This is a genomic window from Pseudobutyrivibrio xylanivorans DSM 14809, from assembly GCF_900141825.1.
GTDB classification, from domain to species: Bacteria; Bacillota; Clostridia; order Lachnospirales; family Lachnospiraceae; genus Pseudobutyrivibrio; species Pseudobutyrivibrio xylanivorans.
Map to the genome: position 1 here is coordinate 1 of NZ_FQYQ01000019.1, position 15,122 is coordinate 15,122.

General features: G+C 33.2%; 16 protein-coding genes and 1 tRNA gene. 1 reads left to right on the forward strand and 16 read right to left on the reverse strand.

Annotated features, from left to right (window positions below):
• The 16 genes from BUA88_RS11935 to rpmH form a co-directional block, all read right to left on the reverse strand.
• Positions 1 to 1,169 (reverse strand): hypothetical protein (locus BUA88_RS11935; protein ID WP_072918332.1); only part of this gene is annotated, 1,169 nt, incomplete at its 3' end.
• A gap of 11 nt (positions 1,170 to 1,180) precedes the next feature.
• A complete protein-coding gene (fliY, locus tag BUA88_RS11940) occupies positions 1,181 to 1,789 on the reverse strand; it encodes a flagellar motor switch phosphatase FliY (RefSeq protein ID WP_072918335.1) in 609 nt (202 codons plus the stop codon).
• Positions 1,790 to 2,032: 243 nt separating this feature from the next.
• A tRNA-Arg gene (locus tag BUA88_RS11945) sits at positions 2,033 to 2,106 on the reverse strand.
• 56 nt (positions 2,107 to 2,162) lie between these two features.
• The gene (locus tag BUA88_RS11950) at positions 2,163 to 3,035 is read right to left on the reverse strand and encodes a DUF3881 family protein (protein WP_072918337.1); all 873 of its coding nucleotides are present in this window, start codon (positions 3,033 to 3,035) and stop codon (positions 2,163 to 2,165) included.
• Positions 3,035 to 3,529: a DUF4446 family protein gene (locus BUA88_RS11955; RefSeq protein WP_072918339.1), complete on the reverse strand. Its 495-nt coding sequence runs from the start codon at positions 3,527 to 3,529 to the stop codon at positions 3,035 to 3,037. The genes BUA88_RS11950 and BUA88_RS11955 overlap by 1 nt, the downstream gene beginning before the upstream one ends.
• 36 nt (positions 3,530 to 3,565) lie before the next feature.
• On the reverse strand, positions 3,566 to 4,456 hold the full coding sequence (locus BUA88_RS11960; RefSeq protein WP_072918342.1) for a ParB/RepB/Spo0J family partition protein: 891 nt from the start codon (positions 4,454 to 4,456) through the stop codon (positions 3,566 to 3,568).
• A gap of 2 nt (positions 4,457 to 4,458) precedes the next feature.
• On the reverse strand, positions 4,459 to 5,229 hold the full coding sequence (locus tag BUA88_RS11965; protein WP_072918345.1) for a ParA family protein: 771 nt from the start codon (positions 5,227 to 5,229) through the stop codon (positions 4,459 to 4,461).
• Positions 5,230 to 5,533: 304 nt separating this feature from the next.
• Entirely contained in the window at positions 5,534 to 6,049 is a 516-nt protein-coding gene (locus BUA88_RS11970) for a hypothetical protein (RefSeq protein ID WP_072918347.1), read from the reverse strand.
• 70 nt (positions 6,050 to 6,119) lie between these two features.
• On the reverse strand, positions 6,120 to 6,839 hold the full coding sequence (gene rsmG, locus BUA88_RS11975; RefSeq protein ID WP_072918350.1) for a 16S rRNA (guanine(527)-N(7))-methyltransferase RsmG: 720 nt from the start codon (positions 6,837 to 6,839) through the stop codon (positions 6,120 to 6,122).
• A 71-nt stretch (positions 6,840 to 6,910) separates the two neighbouring features.
• Positions 6,911 to 8,791 (reverse strand): tRNA uridine-5-carboxymethylaminomethyl(34) synthesis enzyme MnmG, encoded by a 1,881-nt coding sequence (gene mnmG, locus BUA88_RS11980; protein ID WP_072918352.1) that lies wholly within the window; start codon positions 8,789 to 8,791, stop codon positions 6,911 to 6,913.
• A gap of 19 nt (positions 8,792 to 8,810) precedes the next feature.
• Positions 8,811 to 10,181: a tRNA uridine-5-carboxymethylaminomethyl(34) synthesis GTPase MnmE gene (gene mnmE / locus BUA88_RS11985; protein ID WP_072918355.1), complete on the reverse strand. Its 1,371-nt coding sequence runs from the start codon at positions 10,179 to 10,181 to the stop codon at positions 8,811 to 8,813.
• Between the two features lie 111 nt (positions 10,182 to 10,292).
• Entirely contained in the window at positions 10,293 to 10,922 is a 630-nt protein-coding gene (jag, locus tag BUA88_RS11990; RefSeq protein WP_072918358.1) for an RNA-binding cell elongation regulator Jag/EloR, read from the reverse strand.
• A 14-nt stretch (positions 10,923 to 10,936) separates the two neighbouring features.
• Positions 10,937 to 12,211, reverse strand: a complete 1,275-nt coding sequence (locus BUA88_RS11995; protein WP_072918360.1) for a YidC/Oxa1 family membrane protein insertase — start codon at positions 12,209 to 12,211, stop codon at positions 10,937 to 10,939.
• Between the two features lie 17 nt (positions 12,212 to 12,228).
• Entirely contained in the window at positions 12,229 to 12,441 is a 213-nt protein-coding gene (gene yidD / locus BUA88_RS12000; protein WP_072918362.1) for a membrane protein insertion efficiency factor YidD, read from the reverse strand.
• A gap of 33 nt (positions 12,442 to 12,474) precedes the next feature.
• Positions 12,475 to 12,813: a ribonuclease P protein component gene (gene rnpA / locus BUA88_RS12005; protein ID WP_028243135.1), complete on the reverse strand. Its 339-nt coding sequence runs from the start codon at positions 12,811 to 12,813 to the stop codon at positions 12,475 to 12,477.
• A gap of 48 nt (positions 12,814 to 12,861) precedes the next feature.
• A complete protein-coding gene (rpmH, locus tag BUA88_RS12010; RefSeq protein ID WP_015550658.1) occupies positions 12,862 to 12,996 on the reverse strand; it encodes a 50S ribosomal protein L34 in 135 nt (44 codons plus the stop codon).
• 475 nt (positions 12,997 to 13,471) lie between these two features.
• Between rpmH and dnaA the strand changes: the two genes are divergently transcribed.
• Positions 13,472 to 14,854: a chromosomal replication initiator protein DnaA gene (gene dnaA, locus BUA88_RS12015; RefSeq protein ID WP_072918364.1), complete on the forward strand. Its 1,383-nt coding sequence runs from the start codon at positions 13,472 to 13,474 to the stop codon at positions 14,852 to 14,854.
• Positions 14,855 to 15,122: the final 268 nt, after the last annotated feature.

Sequence of the window (15,122 nt, forward strand, 5' to 3'; positions counted from 1 at the left end):
GGCTCCTCTAAAACTATTTCTTCTGCCAGTGCTTCTTCAGCTACTGGCTCTTCCAAACTAATTTCTTCTGTAGGAACTTCTTCAACTGGAGGTTCAAGAGAAATCTCATCATCTACAGCTACCTCTTCTGCAGGCATATCAAGATCAATTCCTAAGTCCTCTACCGATTCTTCTGCTACTGCTTCCTCTGGAAGTGGTTCTTCCTCAACCGGCATATCCAAATCGATTCCTAAATCCTCCACCGGCTCTTCTGCTACTGCTTCCTCTGGAAGTGGCTCTTCCTCAACCGGCATATCTAAATCGATTCCTAAATCTTCTACCGGCTCTTCTAAACTAATCTCCTCAGCTGGAGCCTCTTCTGTTAATGATTCTTCAGATATTACCTCATCCATTACAGGCATTTCTTCCCTTACAGGTTCTTCTAGTATTGGCTCTGGCTCAGCTGCTGGAATATCCATTGGAGGAGTTTCTGGTACTGGTGTCTCCATAACTGGAGTTTCCATAGCCGGCATAGCTTGCATTACTGGCGCTGCCATCTGAACAGGTTGTGCCATCACTGGAATGCCATTTTGGATTTTACCCTCTATGTTTGCAATCTTAGAATTTAATTCTGTAATCTTCTGTTGAATATCAAAATTGGTTTCCTTCAACAGAGCTTGCTGCTTTTCAAGAATCTGACTGTTGTTTGCCTCAATCTTTTCTTTGATTGAGAAGAGCTGATTAATAAGCTCATCATTTGAATTCATTAATGCATCAGTATTTTCCTTGTTTCTGGAAATTGTAACCTTTGCAACTGCTTTTTGAGCATTAATAATATCTTCAGCTGGTAAGGAACTACTTTCTTCGATGTTTCTAAGACGCTGTTCCATCTCATCGAAGCTTTTCTTAATTACGAGATACGAAGCTTTCTGTGCATTGTAGATTTCATCATACTTTTGATTTTCTATGTCTTTTGATTTAATAGACATATCTAATATTGCACTTATCAGGAAAAAAAGCGCAACAATCATCAATAGTACTCCCACCGCCATGAACATAAAGTTGCTGGCAAAATTAATCATGATGTACAACTCCATGACAATAAGCACTGCAACTGCGATGCCGGAAAGAATAACCTGAATTTTGTCTTTAGCTATTTCTCTCTGTAATTTCTTTGTATTCTCGTCCATTGTGCCCCCTGTTATGCATCCTTTTTATCAAATAGATGTACCATGTCCAATGCAAAAGAAATAGGATACAGCTGTACCATAACTGAATCTATTATTGTTCCAATTTTTAAATTAAATGTTATCTTTACAAAATCTACTTCTGGTGACTCAAATAACCTTTCAAAAATCTTTACACTTTCTACATCAATGTTGTCTGTCTTAGGAGGTGAAATATCAACTATTCTGTTAAGTAACTGTGACATAGATGAAGCCGCACTACCCATCATCTGGTTCATAGCTTCTGATACTGCAGACAACTGGATTTCTCCAATATCATCTGGTCCTGCTACGCCTGGGCCTCCCATCATTAAATCAGCGATTATCTTTACATCATTTTCTTTAAGAATTAAAACGTTACTTCCAGATAATCCCTTAACGTAATTTATATGTACTAATACACACACATTATGATAATCATCAAGTGCTTCACTTTTTCTTATTAATTCAATCTTTGGTGTGGTAATATCAACCTTTAGATTATTTAGCAGTGCACTAAGTGATGTTGCAGACGAACCCATACTAATATTTGCAATTTCTCCTAGTGTATCTTGTTGCTCTTTTGTTAAAGTAACATCAGCCATAGACTACCGTCCTCCTAAATAATTATTTTCCCCCTTTGTTTGAAATCATAGTTCAATATTCTACTTTTGATTATACAATATTTATAATTATTAGACTACTTATCAATACTAACTATTTTATGACAATATTGCGAAATTATTGTGGCTAAACAGTGTTAATAACTACTAAATACGCCACTTTATAATTGCTTTAATTTCAAGCATTAAAAAAGGAGCCATACGGCTCCATAACAATTTTATTAATGTTCGAGATGGGATTCGAACCCACGACCTTCCGCTTAGGAGGCGGACGCTCTATCCAGCTGAGCTACTCAAACAAACGCGATTTTTCACAACTATTAGATTTTAATCTACTGGTTATGAAAAATCAAGATTAGGAAAAATCTACTGTTCCCTGTAGCCAAATTATACCTTTAAAACGTCTGCCTACTAATGGCTCTCCAAATAAATCATTTTTATTGATGCAGACTTCCAGAACTACATCATTACTCTCAATTATCATTATGCAAAGCTCTTCCATGGTTAGATGATTAACCACATACTTTACATCTAAAATATCTCCAAGAATTTCATACTTATCATTCTCTATTCCATAAGGCATAAAGAAAGATGTGACGACACTAAAAATGTCTTCTCTTGTCACCCTTCTAGAGATTTTCTGATATAAATCAATCTCGTCCATTGTAAGACTTTCTAATGCTTCTTCATTTCCATCCCTAGCCTGTTCAACAAGATTAATTCTCTTCTGATTATTCATTTTTTCCTTAATACGACTTTTTTCATTGTCGTATACAGGTAAAAGTATTTTACCTTCTGTAGAAAGCGCAGCTAATCTGATATCTCTACTTTCTACCTTATTAGCACCTCCATTTCTTCTAAGATACTCACCCATGTTTTGAAGCTGGAAAATAAGATTTACTCCTAATCTTATTTCATCGCACATAACATAGTAATTATCCTTATCAGTCTGCTTAATTACTTCAACATCATTATTGATTGAAAGAGACCCACCAAAATAAGTAGGATAGTAATAATCTAAAATGAATTCATCATTTTCATTATAGATTCCTCTAAGTACTAATCCTACATTATCCGCTACCATGTATCTCAATTCTACAAACTGATTTCCTTCGAAATCAATTGCAGACTCTTGATAATCAGGTCTAAGAGTAATTTCTTTTATTAACTCTTCCAGGTCTGCTTTATTTATTTTGCTAAAACCAACTGCTGGCATGTATTTATGCATTAATTATCACCTAAAGCTTGCTGTAATGCCTTCTCTTCTTCCTCTGCTAATTGGATTATAGAATTGCCATCTATAATCTCCTTAACATAAGTATAGCATCCTTCACGAGAATGCATAGCATTAATTATAAATCCTGAATTATTCTCATTTAATAAGCAAAGAGAAAAGCTGAGCTTTCCACCCATTTCATTAAATGCATCGTATTTTACAAGTCCTATCTTTTGGAAACATGATTGCATGTTTTTAAAGATAGTATCTATATTTCTCTCGTTGCTTGCATTAGCCTCGATAAGCTCATCTACTTGCTCTAATCTGTATATAAGAGTATCCTCTAAAGATCTTGCTGTGCTTCCTTCCATAAAGATTTTGTATCTCTTCTTTAATTTTGACATCTGCACTATAAATACTATCAAGAGAATAATCATAATTAAGACTAATGCTGCAAGTCCTAATAAAATATAATCTGAACTAAAACCTAAATACTGTTCTATCATTTCTACTCCTATAAATGTTCATTTCGAACATATGTTTTATTTAATACTTTCTAATAAATCAACTATTCTATTTAATTCATCCTGAGAATAGTATTCAATCTCAAGTCTTCCAGACTTGTTATCCTTGGCATTGATAAATACCTTTGTACCAAGTACTCCCTTAAGTTTTTCCTGTGTCTGCTCGTAAACTGCAACAAGCTGTGGATCAATATCTGCAGACTTTTTCTTATCTGACTTCTTATCATTGATGAGCTTCTTTACCTCTCGCTCAACGTCACGCACAGACATTTTCTCATCGAAAGCTCTCTCAGCAAATTCATATTGTTTATCTGGATCAGTTATAGCAAGCATTGCTCTTGCATGACCAGTTGTAAGTTTGTCATCCACAATCATATCCTGGACACGCTTATCAAGCTTAAGTAATCTAAGAGCATTTGTAATTGTTGTTCTGCTCTTTGATACTCTCTCTGCTACTTCATCCTGCTTAAGTTTAAACTCATCGATGAGTCGTGCAAATGCCATTGCTTCTTCGATTGGGTTTAACTGTTCACGCTGGATATTATCAATAAGAGAAATTTCAACGAACTCCTGCTCGCTAAGCTTCATAATGATAACAGGAACCTTTTTGAATCCAGCTATTCTAGCTGCTCTCCATCTACGCTCTCCACCGATTATCTCATAGTACTTTCCTCTATCCTGGACAATAAGTGGATTGATAATTCCATGTATCTTTATATTCTCTGCTAAATCCTGTAGCTTATCTTCATCAAAGTTCTTTCTAGGCTGTAGCTTATTAGGCTCAACTTTATTAATATCAACTTCAACAGGTGCTCCGTGCTGTTCAGGATTTACAGCTACAACACCCTCATTCTTATTCACAATAAGAGAATCTAATCCCTTACCAAGACCTCCCTTTTTAACAGCCATTTTTATAAATCCTTTCTCCCAATAATTTCTTTTGCAAGATTACGATAACTCTCCGCACCTGTAGACTTTGGATCATAAAGATTAATAGGAAGTCCATGTGATGGAGCTTCTGCAAGTCTAACATTTCTAGGAATGATAGTCTGATAAACTGTAGCATTTAGATTATTCTTTACAGTATCAACTACGTCTGAAGAAAGATTTGTTCTAGCATCATACATAGTAAATACTACACCATCAATTTTTAGCTTTGAGTTGAGTCTTTCCTGAACAAGGTCGATTGTATGAATCAACTGACTAATACCTTCCAATGCATAGTACTCACACTGAATTGGAACAAGTACAGAATCAGCTGTAGTCATAGCATTGATTGTAAGCATATTAAGTGAAGGAGGACAATCAATGATTACATAATCGAAATCATCCTTTACGTAATCTACTGCATTTCTAAGGATGTATTCCTTCTCATTGATTCCAAGAAGTTCTATTTCTGCTCCAGCTAAATCAACATTTGATGGAATGATTGTAAGGTTTGGGATATTCTCCACACTATACATGCATTCTTTAATGCTGCACTGGTCTAACACTAAATCATAAACAGTATTCTCACATTCATCCTTATCTAAACCGAGACCACTTGTAGCATTTCCCTGTGGATCAGTATCAATAACAAGGACTTTCTTTCCTGCTTCAGCCAAGCAAGCTGAAAGGTTGATACTAGTAGTAGTTTTACCAACGCCACCCTTCTGGTTGGCAATTGCAATCACTCTCTTCATTTATTGTCTCCCTCTTTTCTTTTTCTCTAGTTCCTTTATATTCTTAACTCTTAGAATTATATCATTCTCTAATATTCAATTCTACTAAGAAAATCTGTACGTCTTACTAAATATATTGATTTAACTAACTATATATAGTTGTTATATTAATAAAATGATAATGTTTCACGTGAAACATTATCATTAAAAACTGCAATATATAGGAGTTGATTCAAAAATCCAAGTACTATATTTTGTGTTTATAACCTAATATATACATAAAATGTTTCACGTGAAACATATCTATATTTAGGTTTGTAAAAGATTATATAGTAGAAATTATTTTTTCTAATTCAATCTGAGCTCTGTATGGATCTAATAAAATCAAATCTTTTATATTAGAAAGTTGTCCAATTAGGTCAGAATTAGATATTCCGAAAGGATTAGTTACATCATTTTCTTCACTTTCTACTATTTCTTCTGAAATTATTGGTTCTTCAACAGTTTCTACAACTGGCTGCTGATTAACAACAGTATTAGAAATTAAAGTACTTAGCTCTACTAATCTTCCATCATAGAATTTCATCTGAGTCTGCTTTTCATCTAGCTGACCATTTAATTCTACAAGATACTCACGTATCTCTTCTGCTTTTTTATTATTCTTTGCATTTAAATCTCTAGGAGTAAATTCTTTGAAATATGATTCATTGGACTCTTCTAAAAGATTAAGGAATTTATTTTCTTCCTTAATCTTTGTTTCAAGCAAGTCCATATCTTCTTTTAATTGAATTTTTTCAGAAATTAGTTCATCCTGATATTTTTTAAGGAAGTCATTAACCATAGATATTTCCCCTACATGTTGTGTTGTAACAAAACACAATTACTATATATGTTCCACGTGAAACATGATATTACTTCAAAGGTTCCTTGCTTGGAGTTCCAGCTTTTCTAGGATATGCCTTTGGAGTATTTTTTTCTTTCTTTATTATTAAAAATGATCTGCTAATATCTGTATTTGGTAAAGAAAAGTATACTGGCTTAGTAAGATTTCCACCAAGCTTTTTAACTGCAGAACCTGATGCTTCAATCTCTTCTTTTACGTCACCAGACTTAAAGCTAATAAAGTATCCACCAACATTTACTAGTGGTAAACAATATTCTGATAATGTAGCAATGTTTGCAACTGCACGTGATACTACTAAATCAAACTTTTCTCTGTATAGTTTATTACGTCCTGCTTCTTCTGCTCTAGCATGTACCAGTATAACATTTGTAAGTCCTAAAGAATCTACTACTTCCTGTAAAAACTTTATACGCTTATTCAAAGAATCAATAAGTGTAAACTGTAAATTAGGATAAGCTATTGCCATAGGTATACCTGGAAAACCAGCACCTGTTCCGAGATCACAAACTGTTTTAACTGAATCAGGTAATACTGTACATATAGATAAACTATCAGCAAAATGTTTTACTATAACTTCATTAAACTCTGTAATAGCTGTAAGGTTCATTACTTTATTCTTCTCTACTAATAATTCATAAAATAAATCAAGCTGTTCTATCTGCCTGTCAGTTAAAGTAAAATTCCATCCTGATAAAGTATCAATTAAATATGAATAATCTCTACTCATAAAGCTCCTTTAAAAAATTTTGATTGTTTTAAGGGTATATATAAGTACCCTTAAATCATTGATTAAAAAGTTTAATTACCCTTATATGTTTCAAGATAAACTAGAAGAACAGAAATATCTGCTGGGCTTACTCCAGATATTCTTGATGCCTGTCCAATGTTAGCTGGACGTAGTTTTGTAAGCTTCTGTCTTGCTTCTAAACGTAAACTAGAAACATCCTCATAATTAATATTTTGTGGTATAACTTTAGATTCAAGTTTTTTAAACTGTTCTACCTGTTTTGCCTGTCTTGTTAGATAACCTTCGTATTTAATATAGATATTTACCTCTTCTCTTACTTCATCAGAAAGCTCTGGTCTCTCTGGATCAATAGGAGCAAGCTTATCATAATCAAGCTCTGGTCTTCTAATTAAGTCTACTAACTTTATACCATTTGAAAGAGGAATACTTCCATAAGATTCAAGAAGAGCTTGAACCTCTTTTCTAGCACCAATATTAATTTCCTTAATTCTGGCAACCTCTTTCTCTATCTGTCTTTCCTTTTCAACTACATGCTCATAACGCTCTTTTGATAAGAGTCCAACCTGATAACCAATCTTTGAAAGTCTCAAATCAGCATTATCCTGACGAAGTAAAAGTCTATACTCAGCACGTGAAGTCATCATACGATATGGTTCTTTTGTCTCCTTAGTAACAAGGTCATCAATAAGAACACCAATATAAGAATTACTTCTATCAAGAATCATTGGTTCTTTTCCAAGAAGCTTAAGTGAAGCATTAATACCTGCAACTAATCCCTGAGCTGCAGCTTCTTCATATCCACTACTTCCATTAAACTGGCCAGCAGCGAAAAGACCATCAATATCTTTAAACTCTAAACTAGCTTTAAGCTGAGTAGCATTAATACAATCGTACTCTATCGCATATGCGTTACGAACAATTTTGCAATTTTCAAGTCCAGGTACTGTTCTGTACATAGCATACTGAACATCCTCTGGCATAGAAGAACTCATACCACCAATATACATTTCGTTTGTATTAAGACCTTCTGGTTCAACAAAAAGCTGATGACGATTCTTATCTGCAAAACGAACAACCTTGTCTTCAATACTTGGACAATATCTTGGACCAGTTCCTTCAATTACACCAGAATACATTGGTGAACGATCAAGGTTTGCTCTAATAATTTCGTGTGTTTTCTCATTAGTATACGTAAGATAACATGGAACCTGTTCAATCTGAACAGACTCTCTAGGTGTACTAAATGAAAATGGAATTACAGGGTCATCACCATACTGTGGTTCCATCTTAGAATAGTCAATTGAATTACTATCAATTCTTGCCGGAGTACCAGTTTTAAAGCGGTTCATTTCTACATTATTAGCTAATAATGAATCGGTTAGATGATTAGCAGCCTTTAAACCATTAGGACCATTATGTTCTATTACATCACCATATAAACATCTTGCTCTAAGATATGTTCCAGTACAAATTACAACAGCTCTACAATGATAAGTTGCACCAGAAAGAGTCTTAACACCTGCTACTTTATTATCTTCAATAATTAACTCAGTAACTTCTGCCTGTCTTAAAGTAAGGTTTTCAGTATCCTGCATAGTCTTTCTCATTCTCTGAGAATAAGCTGCTTTATCAGCCTGAGCTCTAAGTGAATGTACTGCAGGCCCCTTTGAACTATTTAACATTTTAGACTGGATAAAGGTATGATCAATATTAATACCCATCTGTCCGCCAAGTGCATCAAGCTCTCTTACAAGATGTCCCTTTGAACTACCACCAATGTTTGGATTACATGGCATCATTGCAACTGAATCCATGCTAACTGTAAAACAAATTGTATTTAATCCCATGCGGGCAGAAGCAAGTGCAGCTTCGCAACCTGCATGACCAGCTCCTATAACAACTACATCATAGGATTCTTCAACGTGACTCATTTATTACTCCTTACTACTTTTACTTTCCCATACAGAATTCTAAGAAAATTTTATTAGCTAAATCATCATCAATAGTTTCACCAGTGATTTCACCTAGAAAGTTATATGCATCCATTAAATCAATTGAGAAGAAATCCTCTGGCATCATATTATCGATACTATTTAAAACATTAGACAAACTATTCTTTGCGTTAGTTAAACATCCAGCCTGTCTGGAATTTGTAATATACAAAGTATCATCAGATTTAACCTGACCACTGAAAAACATGTCCGTAATTTTAGATTCTAAAGCTTTTAGTCCATCTAAGCTTACAGATGAGAAAGAAATAACAGGTTTATTATATTTATTGTATATTTCTTCCTCGCTAATTTTTGATACGAGGTCAGATTTATTAAGTAAAATTATTACTTTTTTATCTATAATCTTATCAATAATGAATTCATCATTCTCATCTAGGGGTCTTGATGAATCAATTACAAATAAAATCAAATCAGCATCATCAATAGAATCTAAAGCTTTATCAACTCCTATTTTTTCTACAATATCATCGGTCTCTCTTATACCTGCTGTATCAATAATATTAAGAGAAACTCCATTAATTGTAATCTGCTCTTCCAAAGTATCTCTTGTAGTTCCAGGAATATCAGTTACGATTGCTCTTTCTCTTCTACTTAAGGTGTTTAAAAGAGATGATTTACCAGCATTTGGTTTACCTAAAATAAGAGTATTAATTCCTTCTTTTAAAATATGACCTGAATTAAAAGAATTAATTAAATCATTAACTCTTTCAAGCATATCATTTACTTTTACTCTTAATTCTTCAGGATAATCTGTTAAATCATAATGTTCAGGATCATCAAGTGCTGATTCAATATATGCTGTTTCATAAAGAATCTTATCTCTTAAATCAACAATAATTTTATTTAAAGAACCAGATAATTGTTTAATAGAATTCTTCATAGCAAGTTCTGAATTTGAAGAAATCAAATCCATAACTGATTCAGCTTCTGATAAATCTATTCTTCCATTTAAAAATGCTCTTTTTGTAAACTCACCAGGTTCTGCTATTCTTGCTCCTGATTCAATTAAAAGTGAAAGTACTTTTTTAAGAATAAGTACACCACCATGACAATCTATTTCAATAGTATCTTCTGTAGTGTAACTTCTTGGAGCCTTCATAAGCATTATCAATACTTCATCAATGATTTCATCATTTGAAACTATATGACCATATTGAATAGTATGACTGTCACAATCTGCTAACTTATTTTTTCCACGAAAAATAGAATCAACTATAGCAATTGATTCTTCTCCACTGACACGGATTATTCCAATGCCTGAACTATTCATAGATGTAGCAATAGCACAAATGGTATCAGAATGATACATATTAGCCTCCAAACTATTTATCTTATAGAGTTCATAAGTAAATTATAAAATCTATAAAACAAACAACAAGGGTTAGCCTAATTATAAGACTAACCCTAAAAAATCAAAAGATTATTTCTTAAGTGTAATAACTACGTAGCGATATGGCTCCTCACCCTCTGAATGAGTTGTAACATTATTATCATTCTGAAGAGCAGAATGGATAATGCGTCTCTCATAAGGATTCATAGCTTCAAGAGTAACTGCCTTCTTAGTTCTCTTAACCTTGCTAGCCATATTCTTTGCAAGATTTTCTAAAGTCTCTTTTCTACGACGTCTGTAATCTTCTGTATCAATCTTAACTCTTGTATACTTTTCAGAAGAACGATTAACAGCTAAGTTTGTAAGATACTGTAAGGAATCAAGTGTCTGACCACGCTTACCAATTAATACACCCATCTCTGGACCAGCAAGATCAATTAAAAGAGTCTCATCACTTTCATTGAATTCCATAGAAATATTAACTTCAAGCTGCATAGCCTCGAATACACCATCAAGGAAATCCTTTGCAACCTGCTTTGGATCTTCTTCAGTAGAAATAACTACCTTAATTACAGCATCTTTAGAACCAATACCAAGAAAACCAGAGCTTCCTTCTTCAACCACTTCGTATTTAATTTCGCTAGAAGTTACACCTAATGAAACTGTTGCATTTGTAAGAGCGTCATCAACAGTCTTACCAGTAAACTCTTTAAATTCCATTATTAAGTTCCCCCTTATTTATTATTCATTTCGTTAAATTCTTTAACAAGATTTGCCTTTGAAGCAAGTGAACCACTGCTAGCTTTAGATCTAAATTCATCAGCCTTCTTTAAAGCATCAGCATCATCACTTTCAACACTAGTCTTGCTATACATAGAATCAATCTTTGTGCTCATACGAGCAGCCTCATAAATCTGAGCCTGACGTATACCACGCTTTTCAGCCTTAGCAGCAGCTTTTTCCTTATTCTTCTCAATAATGCTCTCAAGATCAATCTTTTCGAAATGCTTATTTAGGAAATACTGCTGAATAATACGTACAACAGCACCAGCAATCCAGTAAAGACCAAGACCTACAGGAACTGAAAAACAAATGAAAAGAGACATAAGTGGCATCATAAGATTCATTGTCTTCATCTGTTGTGCCATCTGCTCTGACTGTCCTTCAGTAGAAGTAGGTGTAAGCTTAATATTTGCCATCTGTGAAAGATATGAGCAAACAGGAATAAGTAAAGCACAAATAATAAGCCCAAAATTCTTAGTATCAGCTGACCATCCATCTTTAATAAGATTAAGTGGAGTATCTGAAATATTAAGTACAAATAAGTAATTAATTTTCTCAAGCTTTGCAACGACTGTATCAACAGAAGAAGCTAAAGCTGGAAAATTAGATGTAACAGCTTCCCAACCGGCTGATGGAAGCTTATATAGTACATCAATAATAGAATCTGAAATAACTGTAGTATCACTACCAGTAAAAGTAGGTCTAAGATTCTTAACGCCTGACTCATCAAATATGTTCTGCATTGTAGTAGCAAAACCATCTGTAGCCATAATACCGTTTACAAGCTCTGTAAATACATTCTTTACAGAAGAAATGTAAGCTGGAACATTATAAAATACTCTATAAAGTGCAAAGAGAATTGGCATCTGAATTAACATATAAACACAGCTACCTGTAGGTGAAATACCGTATTTATCGTAAAGAGCCTGAGTTTCACTCTGCTGAGCCTGCATAGAGGCCTGATCCTTCTTACCCTTATATTTATCTTGAATAGCCTTCATCTCAGGCTGCATCTTACGTGTAAGAACAGCAAACTTCTGCTGTTTATATGTAAGAGGAAACATACAAAGGTAAATAAAAATTGTAAAAATAACAATTGTAAGAGCTATATTCTCAATACCGATAGATGCAAGAAGAATATAAATCTTGTCCATAAACCAACCAAGAACCTTAGCAATAGGTCCTAAGATTGAACCGTCATAAGCGGTTAATAAAAGCTCGCTCAATGTAAAACCTCCAGTTTTTATGGAACTGGATCATATCCACCATGAGAAAAAGGATTACAACGAATGATACGCCATAATGCTAAACCACCACCCTTAATAGCTCCATATTTTTCAACAGCCTGAAGCCCATAATTAGAACAACTAGGACAATAAGGGCATTTAGTAGTTTTCATTGGAGATATATATTTTTGGTAAAACTTAATTAAAAATATAAAGAGTCTCTTTAACATACTTATTCATCATAATGGAAATGATAATTCCAATTATTTTCGAGTTACTTTATGAAGATTTGCAAGATGAAGCAAAGATTTTTGTATCTCATCGAAAGTTGCTGAAGCTGCGGCTTCTCTTACAACGACTACAATGTCCAAACCACTATTGAACATCTCTTCATTTAGTCTATAACTTTCTCTTATCAGTCTCGTCAAATGATGTCTAACTACCGAATTTCCAACCTTTTTACTAACAGAAATTCCAATGCGATTTCGATCCGTATTATTATGGTAGATATACATAACGAGCTGGCGATTAGCTTTGGACACACCTCTTCTGTATACCAGAGTGAAGTCTTTATTCTTTTTTAGCGATTCACTAAATTCCATAACAAAAATTTTCCTTTAAATAGAAAGAAAGACCACATGGTCTGTGGCCTAAGCTGATAACTTCTTTCTTCCTTTTGCACGTCTAGCAGCAAGTACCTTACGTCCGCCTGCTGTGCTCATTCTAGATCTAAATCCATGAACTTTGGATCTCTGTCTCTTTTTTGGTTGATATGTCATCTTCATAATATATCCACCTCCTCTTTATGAGAAAACATCAGTTGAAATTATAAAGGGAAAAGCCTATAAAGTCAATAAAAAAACGATTATTTAAATATAGAATTCATTGTGGATAACTAAAAAACACAATATCTTAATAATATTATATTTTTTGAATACTAAATGTTGTGTTCAAAGCCCTAAAAAAATAATATTGTTATCTACAATGTGTGGAAAACTATGTGGATAAGATGTGATAAAAATCAATTTATCCACAATAATTATATAAATTATAGTAAAATAAAGGCCTAAAACTGTGGAAAACTGAATTTGACTATTGTGGATAAAAAATAACAGGCCAAATATAGGCTCAAATTTCAAAAATAAGGCTCTTTTCTTCTTAAACAATCCCCTACACCATTATTATAGTAAATATTGCTAAAATGCCTTATTTAGTTTAGAATATTAAATAGTTTAAAATTGTGGATAAAAGGGACTATATATGGAAGAAATTGTTAAAAAATGGGATGAGATACTTTCCTATTTAAAAAATGAATATGCTATTACAGATGTATCTTATGATTCTTGGATCAAACCTCTGGAATTATTTCAAATAGAAGATAATAAATTATATCTTACATACAGTGGTGATCAAAATACAATGACTCTTAGTTATGTAACAAGAAAATATGCTACACCACTCAAAGTAACAATCGCAGAAATCACAGGAATTCAATTCGATGAAATCTTAGTTATCTCTCAAGATAATGCAAATCAAATCAAAAAAGAAAAAAACGTAAATATTAATATAGAAGAAGCTCCAACATATAATGAAAAGAAAATTGGAAATACTACTATAAATCCAAAGTTTACATTTGATAATTTTGTCGTTGGTAGAAACAACAGATTTGCTCAAACTGCAGCACTTGCAGTTGCCGAATCACCTGGTGAATTTTACAATCCCCTATATATATATGGAGGACCTGGACTTGGTAAAACTCACTTAATGCAGGCAATCGGAAATTACATCGAAAATCAGAATCCAAATACTCATATTCTATATGTAACTTCAGAGGAATTTACAAACGAAGTTATTGAAAACATGAGAGCAAATTCTAATGCAACTGCAATGCAGCGCTTTAGAGATAAATATAGAACAGTTGATGTTTTAATGGTTGATGATATCCAGTTTATTATAGGAAAGGAAGCAACTCAGGAAGAGTTTTTCCATACCTTTAATGCTCTCCACGCTATGGGAAAGCAGATTGTTATTTCATCTGATAAACCACCAAAGGATATGGAAACTTTAGATGACCGTTTCAAATCAAGATTCGATATGGGTCTTATGGCAGATATTGGATATCCAGATTATGAAACACGTATGGCCATTCTTAATAAGAAGGTTGAAGATAAGAAATTCAATCTCGATGAGTCAATTAGAAAATATATTGCTGAAAATATTCAATCAAATATTAGAGAAATTGAGGGAGCTTTAAATAAGCTTATTGCTTTCTCAAGACTTGAAAAAATAGATATTACAATGGAGATTGCTGAAAGAGAATTACAGAATTTTATATCTCCTAATATCTCAAGAGAAATTACACCACAGCTTATTATAGAAGTAGTTGCAGAACATTTTAATCTTACAGTTGATCAAATGGCATCAAAGAATAGATCAAACAATGTTGCCAGACCAAGACAGATTGCAATGTACTTATGTAATACAATGACGGATTCATCGCTTCAGGCAATTGGTCTTCTTCTTGGTGGAAGAGATCATTCTACAATTATTCACGGAGCAAATAAAATCGGTGAAGAAATTGAAAAAGATGAAAACACAAAGAGTCTTGTAGAAACAATTAAGAAAAAGATTAATCCAAATTAATGTGGAAAACATGTTAATAACATTATGGATAATCTGTGAACAATATGTTAATGACTTTTCAAAACGGTAGATATTTAAAAATTTAGACAATTTTTATTCACAAACTATCCATACATTATCAATAATTAATTCACAGATTTTTAAAAGTTATTAGACCATGTTTTACGTGTAGTTACTGGGGTTTCACAGTTATATACAAATCCACAACCTATAATAAGAATACTAAGAATATATTTTTTATTTATTTTTTTTGAAAGGGAGAACACCA

Coding starts and splice junctions, on each gene's coding strand:
- BUA88_RS11950 (WP_072918337.1), bottom strand. CDS start 3,035: ATGCATAAATACATGCCAGCAGTTGGTTTTAGCAAAATAAATAAAGCA.
- mnmE (WP_072918355.1), bottom strand. CDS start 10,181: ATGTATCATTCTGATACCATTTGTGCTATTGCTACATCTATGAATAGT.
- BUA88_RS11965 (WP_072918345.1), bottom strand. CDS start 5,229: ATGAAGAGAGTGATTGCAATTGCCAACCAGAAGGGTGGCGTTGGTAAA.
- BUA88_RS11960 (WP_072918342.1), bottom strand. CDS start 4,456: ATGGCTGTTAAAAAGGGAGGTCTTGGTAAGGGATTAGATTCTCTTATT.
- jag (WP_072918358.1), bottom strand. CDS start 10,922: ATGGAATTTAAAGAGTTTACTGGTAAGACTGTTGATGACGCTCTTACA.
- BUA88_RS11955 (WP_072918339.1), bottom strand. CDS start 3,529: ATGATAGAACAGTATTTAGGTTTTAGTTCAGATTATATTTTATTAGGA.
- BUA88_RS11970 (WP_072918347.1), bottom strand. CDS start 6,049: ATGGTTAATGACTTCCTTAAAAAATATCAGGATGAACTAATTTCTGAA.
- mnmG (WP_072918352.1), bottom strand. CDS start 8,791: ATGAGTCACGTTGAAGAATCCTATGATGTAGTTGTTATAGGAGCTGGT.
- rsmG (WP_072918350.1), bottom strand. CDS start 6,839: ATGAGTAGAGATTATTCATATTTAATTGATACTTTATCAGGATGGAAT.
- dnaA (WP_072918364.1), top strand. CDS start 13,472: ATGGAAGAAATTGTTAAAAAATGGGATGAGATACTTTCCTATTTAAAA.
- yidD (WP_072918362.1), bottom strand. CDS start 12,441: ATGTTAAAGAGACTCTTTATATTTTTAATTAAGTTTTACCAAAAATAT.
- fliY (WP_072918335.1), bottom strand. CDS start 1,789: ATGGCTGATGTTACTTTAACAAAAGAGCAACAAGATACACTAGGAGAA.
- rnpA (WP_028243135.1), bottom strand. CDS start 12,813: ATGGAATTTAGTGAATCGCTAAAAAAGAATAAAGACTTCACTCTGGTA.
- rpmH (WP_015550658.1), bottom strand. CDS start 12,996: ATGAAGATGACATATCAACCAAAAAAGAGACAGAGATCCAAAGTTCAT.